The following is a 24892-nucleotide window of genomic DNA, read 5'->3' as shown; positions in this document are numbered from 1 at the left end:
CGCCCGGCAAAGGACTCCTGGAGTGTCGCGCAGAAGTCGAAGTAACGATGTTCTAGGGCTTGCGCTGACGGTGGCCGGAGTGCTGGGCGCCGCCGGGTGCCAGTGGACCGAGGCGACCGAGGCGCCGAATACCCAGGATGCGGGTTGCGCCAAGGACACCGACTGCAAAGGCGACCGAATCTGCGAGGCCGGGGTCTGCGTGGCCCCCAGACCGCCCGAGGCGGCTGTATCTGCAACGTCGCGGCCGCCGGCGCCGGCGACCGGCAAGTGGGCCCGCGGCGGCCCCGGCCACGCCGGCTCGACGAAGGGCAAGGGGCCGACGCAGGAGCCGAAAGAGCTGTGGGACCGCGATCTCGGGGCCGTGCTGTTCGCCTCGCCCGCGCTCGGCAAGGTCGGCGGTGAGGCCGCCGCCCTGGTGGGGACGCACGCCGGCCGCTTCGTCGGCGTGGCGCTGGGCGGTTCACGCGCCGGCGAGATCGTGCTCGACGTGACGCTCGGCGGGATGGTCTGGGCGACGGCCGCGGTCGCTGGCAACCGCGCCTACGTCGGCGCCGACGACGACACGCTCTACGCGATCGACCTCGACAAGCAGGCGATCGCGTGGACCCTCAAGCTCGGCAACTGCGACGGGGCGCGCGTGCCGGGCCCCGAAGGCGCGCGCTGCGACGCCGACGGCGGTCCGACGATCGCGCCCGACGGCGATCTCATCCTCGGCGCCGACGGGGTCTACCGCATCAGTCCCGAAGGACAGATCCGCTGGCACTACCCGGCCGACGCGTCGATCCAGGCCAAGCACGTGTTCGCGGCCCCGCTCGTGGCGGGCGACGGCACGATCTACGTCGGCGGACAGGACGGATTGTTCCTGTCCCTCAGCGCAGACGGCGCGATGCAGTGGACGTACTCGATCCGGGCCGACGTCGACGGCGGCCCGGCGCTCGGCGACAACGGGGCGATCTACGTCGGCGCCGACGACGGCCGCGTCCACGCGCTGCGCACCGACGGCAGCCTGCGCTGGAGCTTCGTGGCGCAGAAGGACATCCGCTCGGCGATCGCTCTCGGCGAGGCGGGGGCGGTCTACGCGACGTCGTTCGACGGCAACCTGTACGCGCTGTCCGCGGGCGGCGACGTGAAGTGGGTGCTGCCGACCGGCGGCAAGATTCACGCGACGCCGGTCGTCGACGCCGCCGGCAACATCTTCTTCGGCAGCCAGGACGAGCGGCTCTACGCGGTGTCGCCGCGCGGCAAGGTGTTGTGGACCCTCGAGCTCGGCGCCGACATCGACTCGTCGGTCGCGATCACGGACGACGGCACGCTCGTCGTCGGCTGCGACGACGGTCACCTGCGAGCCTTCCGTTAGGCCGCGGCGGCCTTCGGGCGTGCTCGCGCGCGCGTGCGTTTGCCGCGCTTCGTCGCGGGTTGCGCGGGGGGAATTGGGTCGGCATCTTCACGCGCGTGAGTAAAGAAGAGACAAAGGGGGCCGCGGCCGCGAAGCTGGTCGTCAACCCCGGAGGCTTCGGCTTCGCCGAGCGCCTCGATGGTGAAGGTACTGTTTTCATTCCGCGCGTCCGCATGGGCGGCGCGCTGGACGGCGACGAGGTGGAGGTCCACAGCTGGCCGTCCGAGAAGGGCTTCGAGGGCGAGATCGTGCGGATCGTGCGCCGCGGTCGCACGCGCCTGACCGGGCAGGTGCGCCGGATCGGCCGCGTCCGCGTGCTCGAGTGCGACGACCCGCGCGTGCTGCTGCGGCCGGACGTCGAGGACGATACGCCTGTCCCCGAGGACATCGTGGTGGTCGCCGCGATCACGCGCTACCCGTTCGACAACCGCGACGGCGGGGTGGTCCGGATCGAGCGACTGCTGGGCCCGCCGAACACGCTGGCGACCGAGCAGGCGAAGATCCTGCTCGAGTACAACATCGACCCGGAGTTCGCGTCCGATGTGCTGGCCGAGGCCGAGGCGGTGCCGGAGACGGTGCAGCCGGAGGACCTGGCGAACCGCGCCGACCTGCGCGGGCTCGAGTTCATGACGATCGATCCGGTCGACGCCCGCGACTTCGACGACGCGGTGTGCGTCGAGGCGATCGCCGGCGAGGGCTCGCACGGGGCGGTGCGCGTGCACGTGGCCGTGGCCGACGTGTCGCACTACGTCCGCGAGGGCACGGCGATCGACCGCGAAGCGGCCTGGCGCTGCTTCTCGTGCTACCTGCCCAACCGGTCGATCCCGATGCTGCCGCGGGCCCTGTCGTCGCACATGTGCTCGCTGGTGCCCGAGCAGGACCGCCTGGCGATGGTGGCGAGCTTCCGCCTCGAGGCCGACGGCGAGATCGACGAGCTGGTGCTGCGCGCGGCGGTCATCCACAGCCGCAAGCGCCTGACCTACGAGGAGGTCGCGGCGGTGCTGTCCGATGAGACAGGTACGCAGGCGACCCAGCCACCGGAGGTCTGCTCGCGGATCGCGGCGCTGCGGGCGGCGGCCGACCAACTGCGCGCGCGCCGGCTGCGGCGCGGGGCGATCGAGCTCAACGTGCCGGAGATCAAGGTGCTGCTCGACCAGGACGACCCCGAGCGCATCCGCGACATCGTGCCGACGCGGGCCAGCGCCGAGCTGGCGCGGGCGTACAACCTGATCGAGGAGCTGATGCTGGCCGCCAACGAGGCGGTCGGGCGGGTGGCGGTGGGGGCCAAGCTGCCGCTGGTCTACCGGATCCACGCGCCGCCCGACCCGGCGCGGCTCGAGCAGCTGGCGACGGTGGCCGAGGCGCTGGGCGCCAAGGCCGACCCGGAGAAGCTGACCACGCCGCGCGGGGCGCAGAAGTTCCTCAACCGCACCCAGAACCACCCGCGTCGCGCGGCGCTGCACATGTTCATGCTGCGGGCGATGGCGCAGGCGCAGTACAGCGTCGACAACGTCGGCCACTTCGCGCTGGCCAGCGACGCCTACGCGCACTTCACGTCGCCGATCCGGCGCTACCCGGACCTGATCGTGCACCGCGTGCTCAAGGCCCACCTGGCGAAGATCGGCGGGCTGCCGGGGCCGGAGCCGGTGCCGGCGATGCCGCAGCGCGAGCAGACGGCCGAGCAGTCGGTCCGCAGCAGCCTGCGCGAGCGCGCGGTCGCCGACGCCGAGCGCGACAGCAAGTCGCTGTTCGCGGCGCTGTTCCTGCGCGACCGCGTGGGCGACCGCTTCGAGGCGACGGTGTCCGGCATCGGCGCGCCCGGGGTGTTCGTGCAGGTCGACCGGCCGTTCGTCGACGGGCTGGTGCGCCTCGGCAACCTCGAGCGCGACCGCGGCGAGGTGTTCCAGCTCGACACCTCCGGGGTCAAGCTGGTCGGCCAGCGCTCCGGCTTCACCCTGACGGTCGGCGACCGCCTGGTGGTCGAGGTGATCGACAGCAGCGTGCAGCGGCGCAAGATCGAGTTCGCGTTCGTGATGCGCCTGTCCGAAGGGACAGGCAAGCACGAGCGCTGATCGGAGCGCGCCTGTCCGCAGGGACAGGCGCGTCGGGGCTCAGCGCAGGCGGTCGAGGACGCCGTAAAGCGCGTCGAGGTTGGCGCGGCCGAGCTTGCGGCAGCGCTCGGGCGACCAGCCGACCAGCTCGTGCGGCGAGTCGGCGGTGTCCTTGAACGGCTGCTCGAGCGTCATCGACAGGCAACCGAAGCGGTCGGCGATGAACGTGGTGCACATCGTCATGTTGGCGGTGCCCGGGGCCACCGCGTCGTAGCCGTACTCGAGCTGGAAGTCGGGGCTGCTGCGCATCAGCAGGCGCTCGTACTCCTCCTGCAGGTCGAGCACGCGCTGGGTGACGGAGGCGACGCCGTCGGGGCCGGCGATGAAGTTGTAGGGCAGGGCCTCGTCGCCGTGGACGTCGAGGCAGAAGTCGACGCCGGTCTGCTCCATCCGCTTGCGGACGTAGTAGATCTCGGGGCTGCGCTCGCGCGTGGGCTCCAGCCACTCGCGGTTGAGGTTGGCGCCGGTGGCGTTGGTGCGCAGGTTGCCGCGGAAGGACCCGTCGGGGTTCATGTTGGGGACGCAGTAGAAGACGGCCTTCGTCAGCAGAAGACGGGCGACCGGGTCTTCGTCGTCGAGCAGGCGCTCGAGCAGGCCCTCCATGAACCACTCGGCCATGGTCTCGCCGGGGTGCTGGCGGGCGACGATCCAGCACACGCGCTTGCCGGGCGCGGGCTCGCCGATGACGAGGAGGTCGAGGTCGCGGCCGTCGACGGTGGCGCCGAGCAGCTCGTGGCGGCACTGCGGCGAGGTCTGGCAGGCGGCGACGAGGTCCTGGTGGCGCTCGTGCGAGTAGGGCGCGAAGTAGGCGTACCAGACGCTGTCGTGATCGGGGGTGTGGCGGATCGTGAGGCGCTCGCCGTCGTAGTCGGTCGGCACGCGGAACCACTGCTCGCGATCGTACGAGGCGACTGCGCGGTAGTCCTTCCAGCCCGGCGGGTAGCTGCTGGTGCCCGCGTTGTCGATGTGCAGGACGAGCGGGGTGTCACGCACGCCCGAGGCGCGGAAGTAGAACCACTGGAAGAAGTCGGAGTTGTTGTCGCGGCGGATCTCGAGGTGGGCGTCGCCAGGGTCGGCGATGTCGCGGACGAGGATGTTGCCGCCGTCGAAATTGCTGGTGATCTTCATCGTTCCGCGCGAAGTGTCCGGCGCATCGGCGGCCCGCGCAAGTTCGGGCGCGTGATGAATGGTTAACGCAAAACGCCGAGGTCTCGCGGACCTCGGCGCTGCATTCACGCGGATGCGTGCGAGCTCAGAGCTTCTTCAATGCGAGGTCGAGCTGGCCGACACAGTGGTTGTAGGCGCTGCCCGAGTCGAGGCACTGGTTGAACTGCTTCTCGATGAGCTGGACGGGCTTGCTGGCGGGCTTGTTGCCGCCCTGGTTGGGGTCGCCGCCTTCGCCGCCCCACTCGCCGCCTTCCTCGCCGGGGGAGCCGCCGGTGGTCTCGCCGCCGCCGCCTTCCTCACCGCCCCATTCGGACTGGCCGCCCTCCTCGCCGGGCGTCGGACCCTCGCCGCCGCCTTCTTCGCCGCCCCACTCGGACTGGCCTTCCTCGCCGCCGCCTTCTTCGCCGGGCAGCGGGCCTTCGCCGCCACCTTCTTCACCGCCCCATTCGGCGTTGCCCTCGGCGCCACCCTCTTCACCAGGGTTGGGGCCTTCGCCGCCGCCTTCCTCGCCGCCCCATTCGGCCTGGCCTTCCTCGCCGCCGCCTTCTTCACCGGGGTTGGGGCCTTCGCCGCCGCCCTCTTCCTCGCCGCCCCATTCGGCCTGGCCTTCCTCGCCGCCGCCTTCTTCACCGGGGTTGGGGCCTTCGCCGCCGCCCTCTTCCTCGCCGCCCCACTCGGCCTGGCCTTCCTCGCCGCCCTCTTCGCCGGGCAGGCCGGTCTCGCCCTGCTCGCCGCCCTCGCCGCCTTCCTCCCAGCCGCCAGTGCCGGGATCGCTGGGGCCGCTGCCGCCTTCTTCGCCGTGGCCGCCTTCCTCGACGCCGCCTTCTTCGACGCCGCCTTCCTCGTGGCCGCCTTCCTCACCGGGGCCGCCTTCTTCGCCGCCTTCACCCTTTTCGTCGCCGTCCTCGTAGCCGTCGATATCGAGCTTCGAGATGCCACAGCCGGGGAGCACCAGCGGCGCAGCGATCAGTGAGAGGAGCGGGAGGTTACGAAGCCAGCGGAGAGCATTGCGTTGCATGGAGTACCGTGACGAAAAAAGAACAGTTAAGTGCGTCGATGGATCCGAGCCGAACGATTTTATGCTGCCCGACACTGTCAGACTCGGCAAGGGGGGACGTCGGAATTGAGAGGGATGGCCCGCCGGCCGGTGACCGAGACCGCGCGTGTTGGTTGACTGTGTTCCGCGTCGCATCACGACACGGGTGTCACCGGTCGGACGCGGTACAGTGCCGGCGGAGGAACGCATGGCAACAGGTCACGCGCACGATCACAGCCACCGGGCCCACAAGGGGCGCATCTGGACCTACCTGATCTTCGCCACTGGCCTGGTGTTGGTGGCGGTCCTGGCCAACCTGGCGCTGAGCAACCCGCAGATGGCCTCCCAGGGTATCGACGCCATCGCCGGGCTGCCGGCGTGGGCCTTCCCCGCGATCACGGGCGCGGTCGGGCTGCTCATCTTCTATATCGGGCTGAAGATCGAGACCGATTGGCCGGAGCGCCTGGGGGCGCTGCTCGTGGCTGCATCGATCGCGGGCGGCGAGTTCCTGCTCGGCTGGCAGAACTTCGAGCTCGGGGGGCTCAAGGTCGTGCCCTATGTGATCCCGGTCGTCGCGTGCCTCGTGTTGATGATGGTCGCCAACGTGAAGAGCCGCTGAGAGCTGCGCAGGACGCGCGATCTCGCCGCCGGACTGCCCGCATTGCAGCGACCGGCGGGAGATCGCTCCCGGGCGGGGGCGCCTGTCCTCAGATGTTCTCTAGGACAGGCGCTTCAGGACATGTTCAAGCGGGCAGGACGCCCAGCTTCTTGCCCACGGCCGAGAAGGCCGCGATCGCGCGCTCGACGTGCTCCGGCTGGTGGCCGGCCGACAGTTGGACGCGGATCCGGGCCTGGTCCTTGGGCACGACCGGGTAGGAGAAGCCGATCACGTAGATGCCCTCTTCGAGCATCTGGGCCGCGAATTCGCCGGCCAGGCGGGCGTCGCCGAGCATGACGGGGACGATCGGGTGGACGCCGGGCTTGATGGCGAAGCCGGCGGCGGTCATGCCGGCGCGGAAGCGGCGGGTGTTGGCGGCCAGGCGGTCGCGCAGCTCGGAGCTGCCGGTCAAGAGGTTCATGACGGCGAGCGAGGCGGCGACGATCGAGGGCGCGAGCGAGTTGCTGAACAGGTACGGCCGCGAGCGGTTGCGCAGGAGGGCCACGATCTCCTTGCTGGCCGCGACGAACCCGCCCGAGGCGCCGCCGAGGGCCTTGCCGAGGGTGCTGGTGATGATGTCGACGCGGCCGAAGGCGCCGCCGTGCTCGTGGCTGCCGCGGCCGGTCGGGCCGACGAAGCCGGTGGCGTGGCTGTCGTCGACCATCACCATGGCGTCGTACTTCTCGGCGAGGTCGCAGATCTGGTTCACGCGGGCGATGTTGCCGTCCATGCTGAACACGCCGTCGGTGGCGACGAGGCGCAGGCGCGCCGACTGGGTGTCCTTGAGGATGGTCTCGAGCTCCTCGAGGTTGTCGTTGGCGTAGCGGTGGCGCTGCGCCTTGCACAGGCGGACGCCGTCGATGATCGAGGCGTGGTTGAGGGCGTCGGAGATGATCGCGTCCTCGGGCCCGAGCAGGGTCTCGAACAGGCCGCCGTTGGCGTCGAAGCACGACGAGTAGAGGATCGCGTCCTCGGTGCCGACGAACCCGGAGAGGCGCTGCTCGAGCTCCTTGTGGCGGTCCTGGGTGCCGCAGATGAAGCGGACCGAGGACATGCCGTAGCCGCGCTCGTCGAGGGCCTCGCGGGCGGCGGCGATCACCGCCGGATGGCTCGACAGGCCGAGGTAGTTGTTGGCGCAGAAGTTGAGGACCGTGCGCCCGTTCACCGTGATCTCGGCGCCCTGCGGCGAGGCGATCACGCGCTCGTGCTTGGTGAGGCCGGCGCCGTCGATCTCGGCGAGGATGGCGGCGTAGTGGTCGCGGGCTTTGCTGTACATGAGGACAGGTCCTTCGGGGCAGGCGGGGAGAGGTTCACTTGCCGGCGCGGGCGGCCAGCGCGGCGAGCTTGGGGGTGAGGTCGTCGCTCATCCTGGCCAGGTCCCAGGCCGGGCGCCAGTCCCAGTCGCGGCGGGCGCAGGTGTCGTCGAGCGCGCGCGGCCACGAGTCGAGGATGGCCTGGCGCGCCGGGTCGGGCTTGAAGGTGATGCGGGCCCCGGGCACGACGCGAGCGACCTCGTCCGCGATCTCATGCGCAGTCGGCGAGAAGGCGGCGATGTTGTAGATGCAGCGGCCGAGGCGCTCGCGCGGGGCCAGCGACAGCTCGACCAGAGCGCGCAGGGCGTCGGGCATGTACATCAGCGGGATCTGGCTGTCGGGGCGGCAGAACGCCTCGTAGCCGCCGGTGCGCAGCGACTCGTAGTACATCAGCGGGGCGTAGTCGCTGGTGCCGCCGCCCGGCAGCACGGCCGACAGCAGGCCGGGGAAACGGACGCCGCGGAAGTCGAGGCCGTGGCGGCGGCTGTAGTACTCGCCGAGCAGCTCGCCGGCGACCTTGGTGACGCCGTACATGGTGGTCGGGCGCAGCGAGACGTCGTCGCCGACGAGCGGCGGCAGGCCGGGCCCGAACACGGCGATCGTGCTGGTGAAGATCACCTGGCGCACGCTGAACTTGCGCGCGGCCTCGAGGACGTGCAGCGTGCCGTCCTGATTGACGGCGTAGGTGCGCAGCGGGTCGCGCTCGCCGGTGGCGCTGAGGATCGCGGCCAGGTGGTAGACGACGTCAGGGCGCAGCTCGGCGACGAGCGCGTCGACCTGGTCGGCCCGGGTGACGTCGAGGCTGGACCACGGCAGGCCGGGGCCGGCGTCGCCGCTCGGCGGGGCGAGGTCGCTGGCGAACACCTGGTCGCCGCGGGCCCGCAGCGCCTGCAGGAGATCGAGGCCGACCTGTCCGCCGGCGCCGGTGACGAGGACCTTGCGGCCCGGAGTAGTGTGGGGGCCGACTGGGCCGTGGGATGCTGACATGAGGGGACTGGCCGAGCTCCGCGCGCATGGTGGCAAATCGCAGAGCGCGGCCGCAAGCGGGGCGGGTCCACGGACCCCCTGGCGAATCTCACACGTCGCGGACCCGCCGCCGCCGCTCGCGAGCGCGGACCGGTGTCGCCGATCGGTGCAGGCGGCTGCACACCGGCTGTCTTTTGAGACATGTGAGGGCGCGAGCGCGCGTGGGTGCGACGGCCATGGGTGTTGGCTCGCCGGCCTGCCGGACGCGCGGTCAGGCGGCCGGTGTTCCCGTCGTCCATGTCGGGCCGATGGCGACGCTGCGCCGGGTTGCCGCGTTCGCTAGCTGCCCCGGGGGAGGTCGGGCGGGTGCCAGGCTCTGCCGCAACACGATCGGGGTCGATGCGTGAGGGGCAGCGCACGGGGCTGTCCATGCAGGACAACTGTCGGGCGAGACGAGCGATTGCAAGATCCCCGGGCGGCGTGTCGGCGGATCCGGGGGCGCGCGGGATGCGAGGGAGGGCGGACTGTGGGATTCGTGGCGGAGCTGTCGCGAACGCAGTGTGACGAGATGTCCTCGGGGACATGTTTTATAAAAAGTTCAGGCGACGGCGGTCGGGCCGAGGAGGGTGCGGAGGACGGGTTCGATCACTGCGGCGAAGGTCTCGCGGTGGTGGGCGCGGCGGGCCCTGGGGCGCAGGAGGCCCCAACCCGGGGCGGCAGGGCGCTCGTCGTCGGGTGGGAGGTCGGTGGCCAGCTCGGCGCGCAGCTCGGCGACGGTGCCGAGGGCGACGAGGCGGACCGCGGGGCCGTGGCTGGCGAGCAGCCAGCGGAGGGTGCGCCAGGCGAGCGCGGCGTGGCGGGTCTCGTCGCTTGCGATGTCGGCGAGGCGGGCGGCGAGGACCGGGTGTGCGGCCAGCTCGGCGCACAGCTGGGCCTCGGCGGCGCCGAGGGTCTCGCCGACGCAGCCGTCGCGCACGAGGGCCTCGACGATGTCCTCGAGGACATGTCGCAAGGGGAAGCCGTCGAGCGCGAGCGGGCCGGGGCCGAGGGGACGGCCGGACCACAGGCTGGCGAGCGACCAGGCGAAGCGGGCGTGCTCGATCTCGTCGAGCGCCGCGCGCTGGGCCTCGGCGAGCAAGTCGGGCGGGGCGCCGAGCGTCATGAGGTCGAGGGTGACTGCGGCGAAGCTGGCGACCGAGGCGTGCTCGAGCGCGGCGACGGCGGCCCAGTGACTGGCGATCGCGGCCTGCACTGCGGAGGGTAGGTCGCTCGGCAGATCGATCTCGGTCAGCCAGTCGGCGCGCGCGACCGCGGGGGCCGTGCGCGCGGTGCCGGCGACGACGAGCGGACGGCCGATCGCGCAGGCCTCGTAGCGGCAGCGCCAGTGGCCCGCGTCGGGGTCGTAGGCGCAGTCCTGGTCGGTCTCGCAGTCGCCGTCGCGCAGGCAGGTGTCGGCGGGGCTCCGGCAGGCGAGGAACGACTCGAGCCTGCAGCCGTCGAACCATGAGGAGAAGCTGCAGCTGCCTTCGGGACAATCGTCGTCGGTGCGGCAGAGAGCGGGGACGCAGCGCGAGTGATCGTCGGCGAAGGCGTGGTCGCAGACGCACGCCTCGTCGCTGCGGCAGTCGGCGTCGGTGCTGCAGCTGTAATCGCAGACGCAGCTGGGTCCGAAGCCGAGGTTCTGGGCGACGCAGCGGCCGTAGGCGCCGTCATCGCAGTCGGCGTCGGCGTCGCAGCGCGGCTTGAGCGGACGCGCGAGGTCCTCAGGTGAGCAGGCGTCGAACGCGAACGAGGGGTCGCAGGCGTCGCGGGCGGACGCGGCCGCGAGCTCGCGCGCGTGGGGGGGCGGGGCGGCGGAGGTCGAGGGGCTGCTGCAACCGGCAGAGGCGCCGAGGCCGAGCGCGACGAACAGGCGGCGGCGGAGCGCGAACAGGGACGCGGGCATGGCGGTCGCTCTGGATCGCGGTCGCGGCGCGGTGATCGACGCGGCGCGGCGTGGTCGGCAGCGCAGTGTCGGCGATGTGCAGGGTGATTTGAGTCGACCGCGGCGCGGGCGGCGGACGAGTCGGCGGTGAATGGAGGGTCGGCGCCGTCGCGGTGACGCGGCGGGTATGGCGGACGCCGCTGGCTCGCCGACGCCGATTCACTCGCCCGCCTGATTGACAAGGGTGTAGACGCCGGTGCTGGTCAGGAGGGCGAGGTCGATGCGGTCGTCGCCGCCGAGCCGGCCGACCTGCACGTCGATGCCGGTGCCGGAGAAGTTGCGCGAGGGGCCCGAGACGATCTTGCCGTCGGCGTAGGTGAAGATCTGCAGGGCCGCGGGGGCGAGGGCGACGATGTTGTCGACGTCGTCGGTGTTGATGCGCGCGCCCAGCAGTCGCAGCATGCCGGGCTCGGCGTCGACGGTGTCGCTCGACTTCTCGAACTGGCCGCCGCCCTTGTTGTCGAACACCTGCAGGGTGTTGCCGACCGGATCGCTGTAGACGACGTTGGGCCATGGCGGGAGCCCGAACTCGCCGAGGGCGATGGCGCCGGCGTTGCTGGCGTTGCTGGTGAAGGGGCCGAGGTCCGCGCCCTCGAAGCCGAGCTTGACGGAGAAGCCTCGGTTCGGGCCGAGGTCGATCGAGTAAGCGAGATCGACCTCGCCGTCCGCGTCGACGTCGCCGGCTGCGACGTGGCGCGGCGGGAAGCCGGGGTTGACCGTGTTGGGCTGGGTGAAGCCGAAGCCGTTGGCGAGGACGTAGTAGATCCGCTGGTTGGCCTCGTCGGGTATGACGAGGTCCGGCAGCTCGTCGCCGTCGATGTGGGCGACGATCGCAGCATCCAGATCGCCGAGCTGGGGGAGCTCGATCGGCGGCTCGCCGGCGCCGAGGAGCGCGAGGCTGACGAAGCCGCCGGCGTGCGTGGTGAGCAGGTCGGGGACGTCGTCGTGGTCCCAGTCGGCGATGAACAGGCGCGCGGGCGCCTCGGCGATCGCCACCGGCTCGCCCTCGACGAAGACAGCGTCGCCCTGGTTGAGCCAGACGCGGACGCACGCCTGTCCGATCGAGCAGGTCGAGAAGCCGAGCGCGAGGTCGTCGTCGCCGTCGCCGTCGAGGTCGCCGACGGCGAAGGCGGTGGCGCCCTCGGTGCCCGCGACGGGTTGATCCCACGGGCGAAACAGTCGGCGGCAGTTGTCCTCGCAGTCGTCGCCCGCGATCTGGTTGCCGTCGTCGCACTGCTCGCCGGGCTCCTGCTCGCCGTTGCCGCAGACGGGCGAGTCGTCGGTGGTGCCGGGCGATTCGCCGGTCTCGGCGGGGCCGCTGCTGGCGGCGTGGCCGGTGCTGGTGCTCGCGTCGCCGGAGGACGCGGGGTCCAGGCTCGCGTCGCTGGTCGCGTCGTCGCTGTCACCGGCGAGGAACAGCGGGTTCGGCATGGAACACGCGCTCGCGCCGGCGACGAGCGCGAGCAGGCCCGCGATCCGACAGTCCACCATGATCGCAGGTTATGTCAGCGGCCTCGCGTTCGTCCACGCGAGGCCGCGGAGCGCGGGATTGCCCGCAGTCTGCGATCTCAGGGGGCGACGTGATGCAGGAGGAAGGCCAGGGTGTCGGCCTCGCGGGCGATGGTCTGATGCAGCAGGTCGGCGCCGCCGTGACCGGCGTTCGACTCGATGCGCAGCCACGCCGGGCGCTTGCTGGCGTGCTGGATCTGGGCGGTGAACTTGCGAGCGTGCATGGGGTCCACGCGATCGTCGCTGTCGGCTGCGAGCATCAGCATCGCGGGGTATCGCGTCCCCACCGTCACATGATGGTATGGCGAGTACGGATAGATGTAGGCGAAATCGCGCGGGTCTTCGGGGTCGCCGTATTCGGGGATCCACGTCTTGCCGGCCCCGAATTGGGTGTACCGGACCATGTCGAGCAGGGGCACCGCGCAGGCGGCCGCGCGCGCGAGCTCGGGGTGCTGGACCATGGTGGCGCCGACGAGGAGTCCGCCGTTGCTGCCGCCCATGATGGCGAGGCGCTCGTGGCGGGTGTAGCCGCGTTCGACGAGCGCCCGCGCGGCCGCGGCGAAGTCGTCGAACACGTTCTGCTTGTGCTCGCGCATGCCGTCGCGGTGCCAGTCCTCGCCGTACTCGCCGCCGCCGCGCAGGTTGGGCACCGCGAACACGCCGCCGTGCTCGAGCCAGACGACTGCGCGGGCCGAGAAGCCGGGGGTCATACTGACGGAGAAGCCGCCGTAGCCGGTGAGGAGGGCGGGGGCGTCGGCCGACAGCGGGAGGTCGCGACGCCGCACGACGAACATGGAGATCGGCGTGCCGTCCTTCGAGGGGTAGCGGATCTGTTCGACGACGAAGCGGCTGGTGTCGACCGGCAGATCGATGCGCTGCCACAGGCGGGTGGCGCCGGTAGCGATCGAGGTCTCGAAGATCTGGCTCGGCTCGGTGAAGGACGAGAAGCTGAAGTAGGCCCGATCCTCGTCGGGGTTGCCGACGAGGCCGCTGGCGCTGCCGAGGCCGGGGAGGGGCAGCTCGCGGACGAAGCTGCCGTCGAGGCCGCGCACGACCACGGCGCTGTGAGCGTCGCGCAAGTAGGCGAGCACGAGCCGCTCGCCGACGACCTGCAGGCCCTCGAGGGTGGCGTCGGTCTCCGGCACGAGCAGCTTCCAGTCCTCGCGCGCGGGGTTCCTCGGGTCGACCTCGAACACGCGGTAGCGCGGGGCGCCCTCGTTGGTGTGGACGTAGAAGCGGTCGCGCCAGGCGGTCACGTCGTAGATGGCGCGCCGGCCGACGATCAGCGGCTTGAACTCGGTGTCGCCGGCGTGGAGGTCGCGCAGATAGACGTCGCTGCTGGTCCAGCCGTGCTGGTGGTGCAGGAACAGCCACCGCCCGTCGCGCGACAGGCCGACGCCGACGAAGCGCGAGGGGTCGCCGGTGGCCGGGGCGACGATGCTGTCCTTCGAGGCAGGTTCACCGACGCGGTGGAACCGGACCTCCGCGTGACCCGGCAGCTCCGACGGCGGGATGCTCGGGTCGGTCGGCAGCCACACGTAGTAGAAGCCGCTGCCGTCGGGGGTCCACGTCGGTGAGGCGTAGCGGGCGCCCTCGATGACGTCGGGCAGGTCGTGACCGGTCGAGAGGTCGCGCAGGTAGAGGGTCGAGGCGTCGGCGTTGTTGCGGCTGAGCTTGTAGGCGGCCAGGCGACCGGCGAAGTCGGGGAAGATGCCGTGGACCGCCACGCTGCCGTCGGGGCTCAGCTTGTTCGGGTCGATCAGGACCTCCTCGCGGCCCTGCTCGCCGCGGCGGAGGTAGTAGATCGGCTTCTGCACGCCCTTGTGGCGCCGGGTGTAGAAGTAGTTGCCGCCGCGGTGGTAGGGCGCGGACATGGCGTCGATGTCGAGCAGCTCGCCGAGGCGGGCGGCGATGGCGTCGCGTCGCGGCAGCTCGGCCAGCCGCTCGCGCGCGTAGTCGTCCTGCGCGGCCATCCACGCCTTGACCTCCGGATCGCTCTCGGCCTCGAGCCAGCGGTACGGGTCGGCGACGGGGGTGTCGTGGATGGTCTCGACGAGGTCCTGTCGGCGCGTGGCCGGCGGAGGGTCGTCGCAGGTCTCGCGCACGCCGGCGAGCGGCGGCGCGGGTGCGGACTCAGTGCAGGCGCCGAGGAGGGCGACGGTGACGGCGAACAGGGAGCTCCTGGCCATGCGCCGACGATAACATCAGCGCGACTCGGCGAAACAGGAGAGGTCGGCCCTGATCCGCGTGCGCTCGGCGAGGTAGCTGGCCGCCAGCTCGGTGGCCTGGACCTCGCTCAGCGCTTGACGGGCGATCGCCAGCAGCTCGGCTCTTTCGACCCGGAAGTGGTTCCGGACGGCGTCGGCCAGCGCGGCGAGCCGGACGGGCCACTTCTCGTCGCCGGCCGGCAGCAGCTCCAGGTCCGTGAGCGCGGCCCGGATCCGCTCGAGCTCCTCGAGGCCCTCGACGACCCAACTACGGGCGCGCTCGTCGTGGAGGAGGTGGCCGTAGAGGACTGCCTCCTTGGCCCGCGCGTGGGCGGTCAGCTCGCACACGAGCCGCGGCAACAGCCCGCGCGCCGCGGCTTCCTGGGCCGCCTGGAGCGTGGCGAGTTGCGCGCCGAAGGCCTCGTGGTCGCGCTCGAGGAGGTCCCAGATCGTCGGCTCCGACATCGTCGAGGGGTTATGTGGCCGATCGACGCCGGCACCAACGACATGAGGTCGCCGCGTCGCCTGGCGCGGAGCTGCGCGGCCGAGCGTCGGTGGCCGGATCGCGCCCGGCCGCGGCGGCGCGGGCGTCGCCGCGGTGCATGTCTTTGAGGGCATGTCCGATCGGGAATGTCATCAAGGCGGCGTTGATGCCGGCTCGTGCTCCGATCTCCGGTGGTGACCGTCACAGCGGCAGGTCGGTCGTGCGCCTCGACCGTGTGCGACGTTCGGCCGCGGAACACGGTGCATTCGCGTCGCTGCGGACCTTCACGGGTGAATGCTCGCGCCGTGGCGGGCGCCGATGCTGACGGGTTCTTGATGGCGCGCGAGCCGACCTCGTCCCACCTTCTGATCGCGCGGTTGTTCGCGCGACTGGCTGCGCCGACGAACGGGATGCTCGTGGCGGCGGCGGGAGAGGGCCTCGTATGCGAATGCGTAGAATGTTCGAGGTGGGGACGTGTGCCGCGCTCCTCGCGGCGTGCAACGGCGACCGCGCCGAGGTGTCGGTGAGCGACAGCGGCTTCGGCGTCGCGACCGAGACCACGCAACCATCGCCTTCGACGACGACGACCACCACCACCACCACGGGGATGGAATCGTCGCAGTCGAGCGGGGCGTGGACGACGTCGGAGGGCGATCCATCGAGCGGCGGCTCCGGCGGCTTCGGCACGACGGGCACCACGACCGGGACGTCGAGCACGAGCGAGCCGGCGGCGCCGTTCTGCGGCGACGGCCACGTCGATCCGGGCGAGGCGTGCGACGAGGGTGACAACAACGGCATCGGCATCGGCTGCGGCGCGGGCTGCGAGCTCGAGGTGTGCGGCGACGGGCTGCCGGGCCCCGGCGAGGAGTGCGACCTCGGCGGGCTCAACGGGCCGGAGGGCGGCTGCTCGGAGACGTGTCAGATCATGCCGTCGGCGTGCGGGACGCAGTCGGCGGAGCCGGTGCTGGTGCCGCGTCCGGTCGACATCATCATCGTGATCGACAACTCGGGCAGCATGGCGGCCGAGATCAAGGGCGTGCAGGACAACATCAACGACAACTTCGCCGAGATCATCGGCGAGAGCGGGCTCGACTACCGCGTCATCCTGATCTCGCGCTACGGCAAGTACACCTCGACGCAGGTGTGCATCGAGGCGCCGCTGTCCGGGATCCCCAAGGGCGGCTGCACCAATCCGCCGAGCCAGCCGATCAACAACGCCGGCAAGTTCTATCATTACAGCGTGGAGATCGACAGCACCGACTCGTGGTGCCGCCTGCTCGACACGTTCAACGGGGTGCAGCAGGACCTGTTCAAGTTCGCCCCGAAGGGCTGGCAGGCGTGGCTGCGCGACGACGCGTTCAAGATCATGATCGAGGTGTCGGACGACCGCGTCGTCTGCTCGCACGGCAACGATCACTACAACGACAACAACACGATCGCCGGCGGAGCCAACGCCGCCGACAAGTTCGACGCCAAGCTGCGCGAGCTGTCGCCGCTGCACTTCGGACCGACGCCCGAGACCCGCAACTACAGCTTCTACAGCATCGTCGGGCTGTCGTTCAACGATCCGCCGGATCAGCCGTACTCGGCGGAGGACCCGATCGTGACCACCAAGTGCCCGAGCGGGGTCAACGGCGGGATCGGCCACCAGAGCCTGTCGGTGGCCACCGGCGCGCTGCGCTTCCCGCTGTGCGACACGACCTCCTATGACGCGCTGTTCCAGGCGCTCGCCAGCGGGGTGATCGCGGACGCCACCATCGCGTGCGACTTCGCCATCCCCGCGCCGCCGGAGGGCAAGCAGCTCGACGAGGAGTCGGTACTGGTCAAGTTCACGCCGATGAACGCGATGGAGGCGGAGGTGTTCGAGCAGGTCGAGGACGCCGGCTCGTGCGCGCCGAAGTCGTTCTACCTCGACGACGGCAAGGTCGTGCTGTGCCCCGAGACCTGCGTCGCGGTGCAGAACGATAAGGAGGCCGAGATCGAGGTCGAGTTCAAGTGCGCGCCCATCGATCCCGGCTAGCGCGGCTTGCCTGGCCGCCCGGCCGCGAGTATGGTCTGCCCGTCATGCGCGCCACGATCCATTCGCGCTCCGTCCGCGCCCTCCGGGTGCGCGGCGGCGTGCTCGTCGGTCGCGGTTGAGCATCACCTGTCCTTCGCGCCATCCGGGTGCAGCTGGTCTCACGGCCCTCGCGGGGTCGCCGAGATCGAGGCCGCGCCGGCCCGGGTGGCGCGCTGCGTTCGCGACGGCGCGGCCGGACAGGCAGCCATGAAGACCACGCTCATCATCGAGATAAGGGCCGCCGAGGGCGGCGACGACGCCAAGTTGCTCGTGCACGAGCAGTTCGCGGTGTACCAGAAGCTGGCGGTGCGGGAGCACCTTTGACCTGGAAGTGATCGACGCGCGCCCCGGGTTCCTCTGCTTCAAGGCGATCGGCCGCGCGGCGCCGCGGTGGTTCGCCGACGAGGCGGGCGGCCACCGCTGGCAGCGCGTGCCGCCGACCGAGAAGCGCGGTCGGGTGCACTCGAGCACCGTGACCGTGGTGGTGCTCGAGCCGGCGTCGGCGGTGGCGGTGGAGATCCGTCCCGAGGACCTCGAGGAGGAGTTCTGCCGCGGCAGCGGCAAGGGCGGGCAGCACCGCAACAAGACGTCGACCGCGGTCCACCTGCGCCACAAGCCGAGCGGCCACCACGTGCGCGTCGACGGCGGCCGCAGCCAGAGCATCAACCGCGAGACCGCGCTGGAGCTGCTGCGCGCGCGGCTGTCGGCCGAGCAGCGCGAGGCGGCGCGGGCCGACCGCTGCGCCGCGCGCAAGGCTCAGGCCGGTAGCGGCATGCGCGGCGACAAGGTCCGGACGATCCAGGTCCAGGGCGACGTCGTCGTCGATCACCGGCGCGGCACGCGAATGACCTACCGCCGGTTCGCGCGCGGCCACCTCGAGGACCTCGACCCGAACGCGTCGTCGCGCGGCGAGTAAGAGAGGGCGCGCGTCGATGCGTCGGCGCGCGCGCCGGTTCCGACGAGCGGCGGCTCGCACGTCGCTCGCGCGTCCCTGCGCGGGCCGCGGCTCATTCCTTCTCGGGGTCCGGCGTGCCTTCGCGGAACGGGAGGTAGTCCTCGAGCTCGCGCATCTGCTCGTGGGCGGCGACCGTCTCCTCGGCGAGGTAGCGGTCGACCGCGGAGGCGAGTCCGGGGTGGCGGAACCAGTGGCTGCTGTGGGTGCGGGCCGGCGCGAAGCCCCGCAGCAGCTTGTGCTCGCCCTGGGCCCCGGCCTCGAAGCGCGGGGTCTTGCGGGCGATGCAGCGCTCGATGGCCGCGTAGTAGGCGGCCTCGAAGTGGAGGAACGGGACGTTCTCGTCGCAGCCCCAGTAGCGGCCGAACAGCGCCGCGTCGGTCTCGAAGTAGAGGGTGCCGGCGATGGTCCGACCGCCGCGGCGAGCGCGGGCCCACAGCATCTGCTCCGGCATGGCCTTGTGGACATGCTCGAAGAAACCTGTCTGAAGGTAGTCGAGGCCGCCGTAGGCGCGCACGGTGCAGCGGTAGTAGCGGTCGATGTCGGCCAGGTCGTCGGGGCCGAGGTCGGGGCCGCGGACCCACTCCAGCGCGTCGATGCCCTCGCGGGCCCGGGCGCGCTCCTTGCGGAGCTGCTTGCGCCGACGCGAGGTCATGGTGGCGAGGAAGGCCTCGAAGTCGGCGTAGCCCTCGTTGTGCCAGTGATACTGGTAGCTGGCGCGGCGCATGAAGCCGTGCGCGGCCAGCTCGTCGTGCTCGCGGGCCGTGGTGAACAACCAGTGGATCGACCAGCAGCGCTCGGCGTCCGCGACGTCGCGCACGCCGGCGACCAGGTGACGCACGATCTCGTCGCGCGCGACGTCGGGGGCGATCAGCATGCGGGGACCGGTGGCCGGGGTCATCGGCGCGGCGATCACCAGCTTGGGGTAGTAGCGCAGGCCGCCCTGCACGGCCGCCCGCGCCCACGCCCAGTCGAAGATGAACTCGCCGTAGCTGTGACGCTTGACGTACGTGGGCGCCGCACCGACCAGGCGCGGGGGTGACCCTGCGCCACCGGCGCCGTGCTGCTCCACCAGCACGTACACCGGCCGCCAACCCGCTTCGTCGCCGATCGACCCCGACAACTCGAGCGCCCGCAGGAACCCGTGCTTTAGAAAGGGGCAGCCCTCGTGAGCGAGCGCGTCCCAAGACGCGGCGTCGACGCTCGCCAGGCTTGTGACGCTGCGGGTCGTCAGATCCGGCACGTGACTCGTGTACGCTAGCACAGGTCTGCCTGCGGGCGGGGTGGAAAGCCCCGCCGCGAGGGCTACACTAGAGTGCCAGCAGCATGTCCAGCCGTGAGAAATCCAGCCCCAAGGGCAGTGTTGCGCTGAAGAGTCGCACGGAGCGCAAGACGCAGCGCCCACGGATGTACCGCGTCCTGCTCCACAACGACGACTACACGCCGATGGAGTTCGTCGTCCGCCTGTTGCAGACCGTGTTTCACAAGGGCGAAGCCGAGGCGACGGCGATCATGCTGCACGTGCATAACCACGGCGTGGGCGTCGCCGGCGTCTACACCCACGAGATCGCCGAGACGAAGGTCGCCCAGGTACACATGCTCGCGCGCCAACAAGAGTGCCCCTTGATGGCGTCGATGGAGCCCGAGGAAGACCCCGATGCTGAGCAATGAACTCAAGCAGACGATAAACCACGCCATCGCCGATACCCAGCGGCGGCGCCACGAGTACATCACGCTCGAGCACCTGCTGCTCGCGCTGCTCGACGACGCCAGCGCCCGCAAGGTGCTCCAGGCCTGTAGCGCCGACGTCGACAAGATGCGCGGCGAGCTCGAGGGCTTCATCGAGCAGAACGTCGAGCGCCTGCCCGACGAGGCCGAGGCCACGGTCCATCAGACGATCGGCGTCGGCCGCGTGTTGCAGCGCGCGATACTCCATGTGCAGGGCTCCGGCCGCACCGAGGTCACCGGCGCCAACCTCCTGATCGCCATCTTCGCCGAGAGCGAGAGCTTCGCCGCCTACGTGCTGCGCGAGCACGGGGTGACGCGCCGCGACGCGACCCTGTTCCTGTCGCACGGGATCGGCAAGGGCAGCAGCGAGCGCGCGCCGCAAGGCCGCCCGGCGCCGAACCCGGTCGGCGGCGAGGAGGACGACGACGAGCGCGTGGCGGGCGACCCGCTCGGCGCCTACTGCGTCGACCTCAGCGCCAAGGCGGCGGCGGGGAAGATCGAGCTGCTCATCGGCCGCACGCAGGAGATCCAGCGGGTGGTCCAGGTGCTGTGCCGCCGGCGCAAGAACAACCCGGTGCTGGTCGGCGAGCCCGGCGTCGGCAAGACGGCGGTGGTCGAGGGCCTGGCGCTGCGCGTCCACGAGGGCAAGGTGCCGGCGGCGCTGCTGGGGGCCAAGCTGTACGCGCTCGACATGGGCGCCGTCCTCGCCGGCACCAAATTCCGCGGCCAGTTCGAGGAGCGCCTCAAGGCGGTGATCGCCGCCCTGCAGAAGGACCCAGGCGCGATCCTCTTCATCGACGAGATCCACACCATCGTCGGCGCCGGCGCGACGTCCGGCGGGACGATGGACGCCAGCAACATGCTCAAGCCGGCGCTGGCGTCGGGCGAGCTGCGCTGCATCGGCGCCACCACCTACAAGGACTTCAAGCAGTCGTTCGAGCGCGACGCGGCCCTGGCGCGCCGGTTCCAGAAGGTGGAGATCTTGGAGCCCAGCGTCGAGGACACCATCGACATCCTCAAGGGCCTGCGTCCGGCCTACGAGGAGCACCACGCGGTGGCCTACAGCGACGAGGCGCTCGAACTGTGCGCCCGCCTGGCGCACAAGTACCTGCGCGACCGCCACCTGCCCGACTCGGCGATCGACGTGATGGACGAGACGGGCGCCGCGGTGCGCCTCGGCGCGCCGCCGCCTCCGCCGCCGTCCGCGAAGGCGCTGCAGGTCACGTTCAACCCGGGCCGCCCGGCCCCGTCGCCGCCGAAGATCCCGGTCGGCGCCAGCGACGTCGAGGCGGTCATCGCCCGCATGGCGCGGATCCCCCCGAAGTCGGTCTCGACCTCCGACCGCGAGGTGCTGCAGACGCTCCAGGCGGGCCTGCGCAACCTGGTCTTCGGGCAAGACGAGGCGGTGGCCACGGTCACGGCCGCGATCAAGCGCTCGCGCGCCGGCCTCGGCCGGGTCGACAAGCCGATCGGCAGCTTCCTGTTCGCCGGCCCCACCGGCGTCGGCAAGACCGAGCTCGCCAAGCAGCTCGCGGCCCAGCTGGCGGTCCCGCTGCTGCGCTTCGACATGAGCGAGTACATGGAGAAGCACAGCGTCAGCCGCCTGATCGGCGCGCCGCCCGGGTACGTCGGCTTCGACCAGGGCGGGCTGCTGACCGACGCGGTCAGCAAGAACCCGCACAGCGTGGTGATCCTCGACGAGATCGAGAAGGCCCACCCCGACCTGTTCGCGATCCTGCTGCAGGTGATGGACCACGCGACGCTGACCGACAACAACGGCCGCAAGACCGACTTCCGCAACGTGATCCTCATCATGACGAGCAACGCCGGCGCGACCGACATGACGACCCGCCAGGTCGGCTTCGCCGAGCGCGAGGACACCAAGGTCGGCGACCCCAAGGCGGCGCTCGAGCGCACGTTCAGCCCCGAGTTCCGCAACCGACTCGACCGCATCGTCGTGTTCAAGTCGCTGCCGCCGGAGGTCATCCTGCAGGTCGCCGACAAGATGCTGCGCGAGCTGCAGCTGCAGCTCGCCGACCGCAAGGTCACGTTCAGCTTCGCCGAGGCGGCCCGCGCGTGGGTCGCGCGCAAGGGCTACGACAAGCTGTACGGCGCGCGGCCGATGGCCCGCCTCCTCGACGAGGAGATCAAGGCCAAGCTGGTCGACGAGCTGCTGTTCGGCAAGCTCGAGCACGGCGGCCACGTGACCGTCGACGTCGGCGCCGACGACAAGCTGACGTTCCGCTTCGACGCCCCCGAGCCGGAGACGCCGCCGGCGCCGGCCAAACCCGAGACGCTGCTCAACTGAGCTGCGGCGGACCCGAGAGCGCACCTGGTCGATGGGCCAGGTGCGTTTTTCTTGGGTCGTCCGTGAACGGGCGGCACCGGGCCGAAGGGTGCGCGGAGCCGACGCGCGGCGCTCACTCCGGCCGGCGCGACGACCAGCCGAGCATGAGCGGCGGCACCGCGCCGCCGGCGGGGGCGTAGCGTCGACCTGGCTGTTCGACCAGGTCGGGCCAGATCTTGCATCCGTTGGCGTAGGGGTACTCGCGCACGACCTCGAGCACCAGGCCGGCTCGCAGCTGGGCGCCGAGGATGTCGGCGACGCCCCACGAGAACTCGTGGGTGGCGTGCGGGTTCTTGAACCCGACCTGGCCCTCGACGAAGCCGGACGGCGCCAGCGCGGTCCCGGAGGCCGCCACGTAGTCGCCGACGCCGGTCTCGCCGACGACGTGGGCGCCGCCGCTGTAGGGATAGAAGAGCTTGCCGTGCTCGTCGAACATCATCGCCAGCGGGTGGAACTCGAGGCCGACGAGTCGACCCCCGGGCCGCAGCACCCGCGCGATCGCGGCGAACAGCGCGTCGATGTCGGACATCCAGATCAGCGCGCCGTAGGTCATGAAGACGACGTCGAACTGGACCTCGCACGCGGGCAACCAGTCGTACAGGTCGCCGACGACGAAGCGCGCAGGGATGCCCGTCTCCTCGGCCAGCGTCTGGGCGGCGGCGATGGCAGTCGGGCTGATGTCGACGCCGGTGACGTCGGCGCCCAGCTGCGCCAGAGACAGGGTGTCCTGCCCGGCGTTGCACGGGGCGTGCAGCAGGCGCAGGCCGCTCAGCGGGCGCGCGCCGGACTTGAGAATGTCCTCCAGGACATGGCCCTCGGGACCTGTGCCGAGGAGCAGGTGGACCTCGTCGTCGAACAGGGTGGTGCCGCCGTCGCGGAGGAAGCCGGCCTCGTCGCGCTTGTGGCTGCTGTGCGCGGGGGTGGCGGCGTCCCAGGCGAGGCGGTTCTGCTGGTGGAGGTCGCGGCGGATCACGATGCGATCGGCATTACCATGACCTGTCGCGGCTCGTCCGCCGGGGCCTCGGGCAGCAGCTCGGTCAGCAGCTCGGCGTGGGGCAGGGGGCCGGGCAGGGCGATCAGGGGGCGGAAGCCGAGGCGGTCGTAGAGGCGGAGGGCCCAGGCGGCGCGGCAGAAGGCCACCAGCGACAGGTGGCTGCACTGGGGGTCGGCGCGGGCGGCCGCGAGCACCTGGTCGGCGAGCTGGCGGCCGCTGCCGCGGCCCTGGCGGTCGCGGCGGACGGCGATCTCCTCGAGGTGCATGTACGGGCCGCGCGGGTAGTAGCTGACGTAGCCGATCGCGTCGTCGCCGTCGCGCGCCAGCAGGATGGTGGTCTGGCCCAGCAAGGCGCGCATGTCGGTATCGCCGCGCGGGCGGATCGCCAGGCGCGAGAAGCCGGCCTCGTAATAGAGGTCGGTGGCCGAGCGCTCGATCACCTGCAATGCGGCCAGGTCGTGGGCGGTGGCGGGGCTGAGGACGAGCATCGGCAGCTTTTGACCTTACGCGACCCTCGCCGCGGTGCACAGCCGCTTGTGCCGACCCGGGCGGCGGGCTAGTGTCGCGCGCGCCGACGCGGACGCGCGCCGTCCCTGCGCCCGCGCCGCCGCGGGTGGATCTCGGCGATACGGTTGAACTCGCTGATGGCCGACATCACACCTCCGCGCGCGCCTCTGCTGCTCGTCGCTCTCGGCGCGGCCGTGATCAGCGTGACTGCGCTGTTCGTCAAGTGGATCGCGCTGGGGCCGGCGGCGATCGGCGCGTATCGCTGCGGCCTCGGGGCGGTGGCCCTGCTGCCGCTGGCGTGGCTGGCCTCGCGGACAGGTCCGAACAGACAGGCGAAGCGGCGCGGCTCGGCGGTCGCGTGGGCGGCGCTGGCGGGCGCTTGCTTCGCCGGCGACCTGTTCGTGTGGCACAAGAGCATCCTGTACTCCGGGACAGGTCTGGCGACGCTGCTGGCCAACACTCAGGTGTTCTGGGTCGCGCTGTTCTCGGCGCTGCTGCTCGGCGAGCGGCTGACGCGGCGGCTCGGGGTGTGCGCGCTGCTGGCTCTGGTCGGCACCGTGATGCTGGCGCTGCCGGGTCTCGAGCGCAGCCCGGTCCACCTGCAGGGCGTGCTGCTGGGCCTGCTGACGGGGGTGTTCTACGCCGGCTACTACCTGTCCTTGCGGACATCCCAGCGCGGCGAGCGGCCGCTCGGGGTCGCGGTGGCGCTGTTCGTGTCGAGCGCGACGGCGGCGGCGCTGCTGGTGGTGGCGGCGCTGGCGACGGACGAATCGCTGGCGGTGGCGAGCGCCGGAGACTTCGGCCTGCTCCTGCTGCTCGGGGTCGGCGCGCACGTGGGCGGGTGGGCGCTCATCTCGCGGGCCATGCCGCACGTGCCGGCGGCGAGCGGTTCGCTGTTGCTGCTGCTGCAACCGGTGCTCGCCACGCTGTGGGGCGTGCTGGTGTTCGCCGAGCCGTTCGGCGCGGTCGAGGCCGCTGGTACGGCGCTGTCGCTGGCAGCGATCTACGCGGCCAGCGTGTCGCGCTCGCCACCGCGTTAGGCTCACGCCCTCGCGGCCTTGACCGCCCTCTTCACGCGCGCTACGGCTGTGAAATGGGAGTCATCGTCATCGCCTGCTACCGTCCTCTCCCCGGTCGCGCCGAGGAGCTGCTCGAGCTGCTGCGCGGCCACGTGCCCACGCTGCGCGCCCAGGACCTCGCCACCGACCGCGAGCCGATCGTGATGCGCGCGATCGACGGCTCGATCCTCGAGGTGTTCGAGTGGGCCTCGGAGGACGCGGTCCGCCGCGCCCACGAGAACCCGGTGGTGCAGCAGCTGTGGGCCCAGTTCGAGGCGGTGTGCCAATGGATCGCGCCGTCCGAGGTGGCCGAGCTCGGCCGGCCGTTCTCGCACTTCCATCCGGTCGATCTGGCCTGAGGAGCAGGTCCTGAGCGCAAGGTCGCTCGAGACATGTCGGCAGGGACATGTCCCGAG

General features: G+C 71.3%; 20 protein-coding genes. 9 read left to right on the top strand and 11 right to left on the bottom strand.

What is annotated here, in order from left to right:
• Window positions 1–70 precede the first annotated feature (70 nt).
• Together OV090_RS05210 and OV090_RS05205 are read left to right on the top strand one after the other, a co-directional pair.
• Window positions 71–1357 (top strand): PQQ-binding-like beta-propeller repeat protein, encoded by a 1287-nt coding sequence (locus OV090_RS05210; protein WP_267702359.1) that lies wholly within the window; start codon window positions 71–73, stop codon window positions 1355–1357.
• A gap of 95 nt (window positions 1358–1452) precedes the next feature.
• Entirely contained in the window at window positions 1453–3468 is a 2016-nt protein-coding gene (locus tag OV090_RS05205; RefSeq protein ID WP_267702358.1) for a VacB/RNase II family 3'-5' exoribonuclease, read from the top strand.
• 39 nt (window positions 3469–3507) lie between these two features.
• On the opposite strand, the gene OV090_RS05200 is transcribed toward OV090_RS05205, so the two are convergent.
• Window positions 3508–4635, bottom strand: coding sequence for a M14-type cytosolic carboxypeptidase (locus OV090_RS05200; protein WP_267702357.1), 1128 nt, complete (start codon window positions 4633–4635; stop codon window positions 3508–3510).
• 124 nt (window positions 4636–4759) lie between these two features.
• On the bottom strand, window positions 4760–5767 hold the full coding sequence (locus OV090_RS05195) for a hypothetical protein (RefSeq protein WP_267702356.1): 1008 nt from the start codon (window positions 5765–5767) through the stop codon (window positions 4760–4762).
• A gap of 151 nt (window positions 5768–5918) precedes the next feature.
• Between OV090_RS05195 and OV090_RS05190 the strand changes: the two genes are divergently transcribed.
• Window positions 5919–6329, top strand: a complete 411-nt coding sequence (locus OV090_RS05190) for a hypothetical protein (RefSeq protein WP_267702355.1) — start codon at window positions 5919–5921, stop codon at window positions 6327–6329.
• A gap of 124 nt (window positions 6330–6453) precedes the next feature.
• On the opposite strand, the gene kbl is transcribed toward OV090_RS05190, so the two are convergent.
• The 6 genes from kbl to OV090_RS05160 form a co-directional block, all read right to left on the bottom strand.
• Window positions 6454–7644 carry a glycine C-acetyltransferase gene (gene kbl, locus OV090_RS05185; RefSeq protein ID WP_267702354.1) on the bottom strand — a complete coding sequence of 397 codons (1191 nt, stop codon included), beginning with the start codon at window positions 7642–7644 and terminating at the stop codon, window positions 6454–6456.
• A 34-nt stretch (window positions 7645–7678) separates the two neighbouring features.
• Window positions 7679–8668: an NAD-dependent epimerase/dehydratase family protein gene (locus tag OV090_RS05180; protein ID WP_267702353.1), complete on the bottom strand. Its 990-nt coding sequence runs from the start codon at window positions 8666–8668 to the stop codon at window positions 7679–7681.
• Between the two features lie 577 nt (window positions 8669–9245).
• A complete protein-coding gene (locus OV090_RS05175) occupies window positions 9246–10592 on the bottom strand; it encodes a ferritin-like domain-containing protein (protein ID WP_267702352.1) in 1347 nt (448 codons plus the stop codon).
• A gap of 198 nt (window positions 10593–10790) precedes the next feature.
• Window positions 10791–12122, bottom strand: a complete 1332-nt coding sequence (locus tag OV090_RS05170; protein WP_267702351.1) for an FG-GAP-like repeat-containing protein — start codon at window positions 12120–12122, stop codon at window positions 10791–10793.
• Between the two features lie 77 nt (window positions 12123–12199).
• Complete coding sequence (locus OV090_RS05165) at window positions 12200–14329, bottom strand: prolyl oligopeptidase family serine peptidase (protein ID WP_267702350.1); 2130 nt, start codon at window positions 14327–14329, stop codon at window positions 12200–12202.
• Between the two features lie 15 nt (window positions 14330–14344).
• Window positions 14345–14812, bottom strand: coding sequence for a hemerythrin domain-containing protein (locus OV090_RS05160; protein ID WP_267702349.1), 468 nt, complete (start codon window positions 14810–14812; stop codon window positions 14345–14347).
• Window positions 14813–15297: 485 nt separating this feature from the next.
• Here OV090_RS05160 and OV090_RS05155 point away from each other — a divergent pair, with 485 nt between their 5' ends.
• Both OV090_RS05155 and OV090_RS05150 read left to right on the top strand, forming a co-directional pair.
• Entirely contained in the window at window positions 15298–16851 is a 1554-nt protein-coding gene (locus OV090_RS05155) for a hypothetical protein (RefSeq protein ID WP_267702348.1), read from the top strand.
• Between the two features lie 370 nt (window positions 16852–17221).
• Window positions 17222–17806 (top strand): peptide chain release factor-like protein, encoded by a 585-nt coding sequence (locus OV090_RS05150; protein ID WP_267702347.1) that lies wholly within the window; start codon window positions 17222–17224, stop codon window positions 17804–17806.
• Between the two features lie 91 nt (window positions 17807–17897).
• On the opposite strand, the gene OV090_RS05145 is transcribed toward OV090_RS05150, so the two are convergent.
• The gene (locus tag OV090_RS05145; RefSeq protein WP_267702346.1) at window positions 17898–19085 is read right to left on the bottom strand and encodes a peptidogalycan biosysnthesis protein; all 1188 of its coding nucleotides are present in this window, start codon (window positions 19083–19085) and stop codon (window positions 17898–17900) included.
• An 83-nt stretch (window positions 19086–19168) separates the two neighbouring features.
• Between OV090_RS05145 and clpS the strand changes: the two genes are divergently transcribed.
• Together clpS and clpA are read left to right on the top strand one after the other, a co-directional pair.
• Window positions 19169–19513 carry an ATP-dependent Clp protease adapter ClpS gene (clpS, locus tag OV090_RS05140; protein ID WP_267702345.1) on the top strand — a complete coding sequence of 115 codons (345 nt, stop codon included), beginning with the start codon at window positions 19169–19171 and terminating at the stop codon, window positions 19511–19513.
• A complete protein-coding gene (gene clpA / locus OV090_RS05135) occupies window positions 19500–21878 on the top strand; it encodes an ATP-dependent Clp protease ATP-binding subunit ClpA (RefSeq protein ID WP_267702344.1) in 2379 nt (792 codons plus the stop codon). Before clpS ends, clpA begins: the two co-directional genes overlap by 14 nt.
• A gap of 112 nt (window positions 21879–21990) precedes the next feature.
• On the opposite strand, the gene OV090_RS05130 is transcribed toward clpA, so the two are convergent.
• Together OV090_RS05130 and OV090_RS05125 are read right to left on the bottom strand one after the other, a co-directional pair.
• The gene (locus OV090_RS05130) at window positions 21991–22890 is read right to left on the bottom strand and encodes a class I SAM-dependent methyltransferase (RefSeq protein WP_267702343.1); all 900 of its coding nucleotides are present in this window, start codon (window positions 22888–22890) and stop codon (window positions 21991–21993) included.
• Window positions 22887–23399, bottom strand: a complete 513-nt coding sequence (locus OV090_RS05125) for a GNAT family N-acetyltransferase (RefSeq protein ID WP_267702342.1) — start codon at window positions 23397–23399, stop codon at window positions 22887–22889. The genes OV090_RS05130 and OV090_RS05125 overlap by 4 nt, the downstream gene beginning before the upstream one ends.
• 156 nt (window positions 23400–23555) lie before the next feature.
• On the opposite strand from OV090_RS05125, the gene OV090_RS05120 reads away from it, so the two are divergent.
• Both OV090_RS05120 and OV090_RS05115 read left to right on the top strand, forming a co-directional pair.
• Window positions 23556–24458 carry a DMT family transporter gene (locus OV090_RS05120; protein WP_267702341.1) on the top strand — a complete coding sequence of 301 codons (903 nt, stop codon included), beginning with the start codon at window positions 23556–23558 and terminating at the stop codon, window positions 24456–24458.
• A 53-nt stretch (window positions 24459–24511) separates the two neighbouring features.
• Window positions 24512–24835 carry a hypothetical protein gene (locus OV090_RS05115; RefSeq protein WP_267702340.1) on the top strand — a complete coding sequence of 108 codons (324 nt, stop codon included), beginning with the start codon at window positions 24512–24514 and terminating at the stop codon, window positions 24833–24835.
• Window positions 24836–24892 lie beyond the last annotated feature (57 nt).

This window comes from Nannocystis sp. RBIL2 (assembly GCF_026626745.1).
Taxonomy (GTDB): domain Bacteria; phylum Myxococcota_A; class Polyangia; order Nannocystales; family Nannocystaceae; genus Nannocystis.
This window is presented reverse-complemented; position numbering and strand designations above follow the sequence as displayed.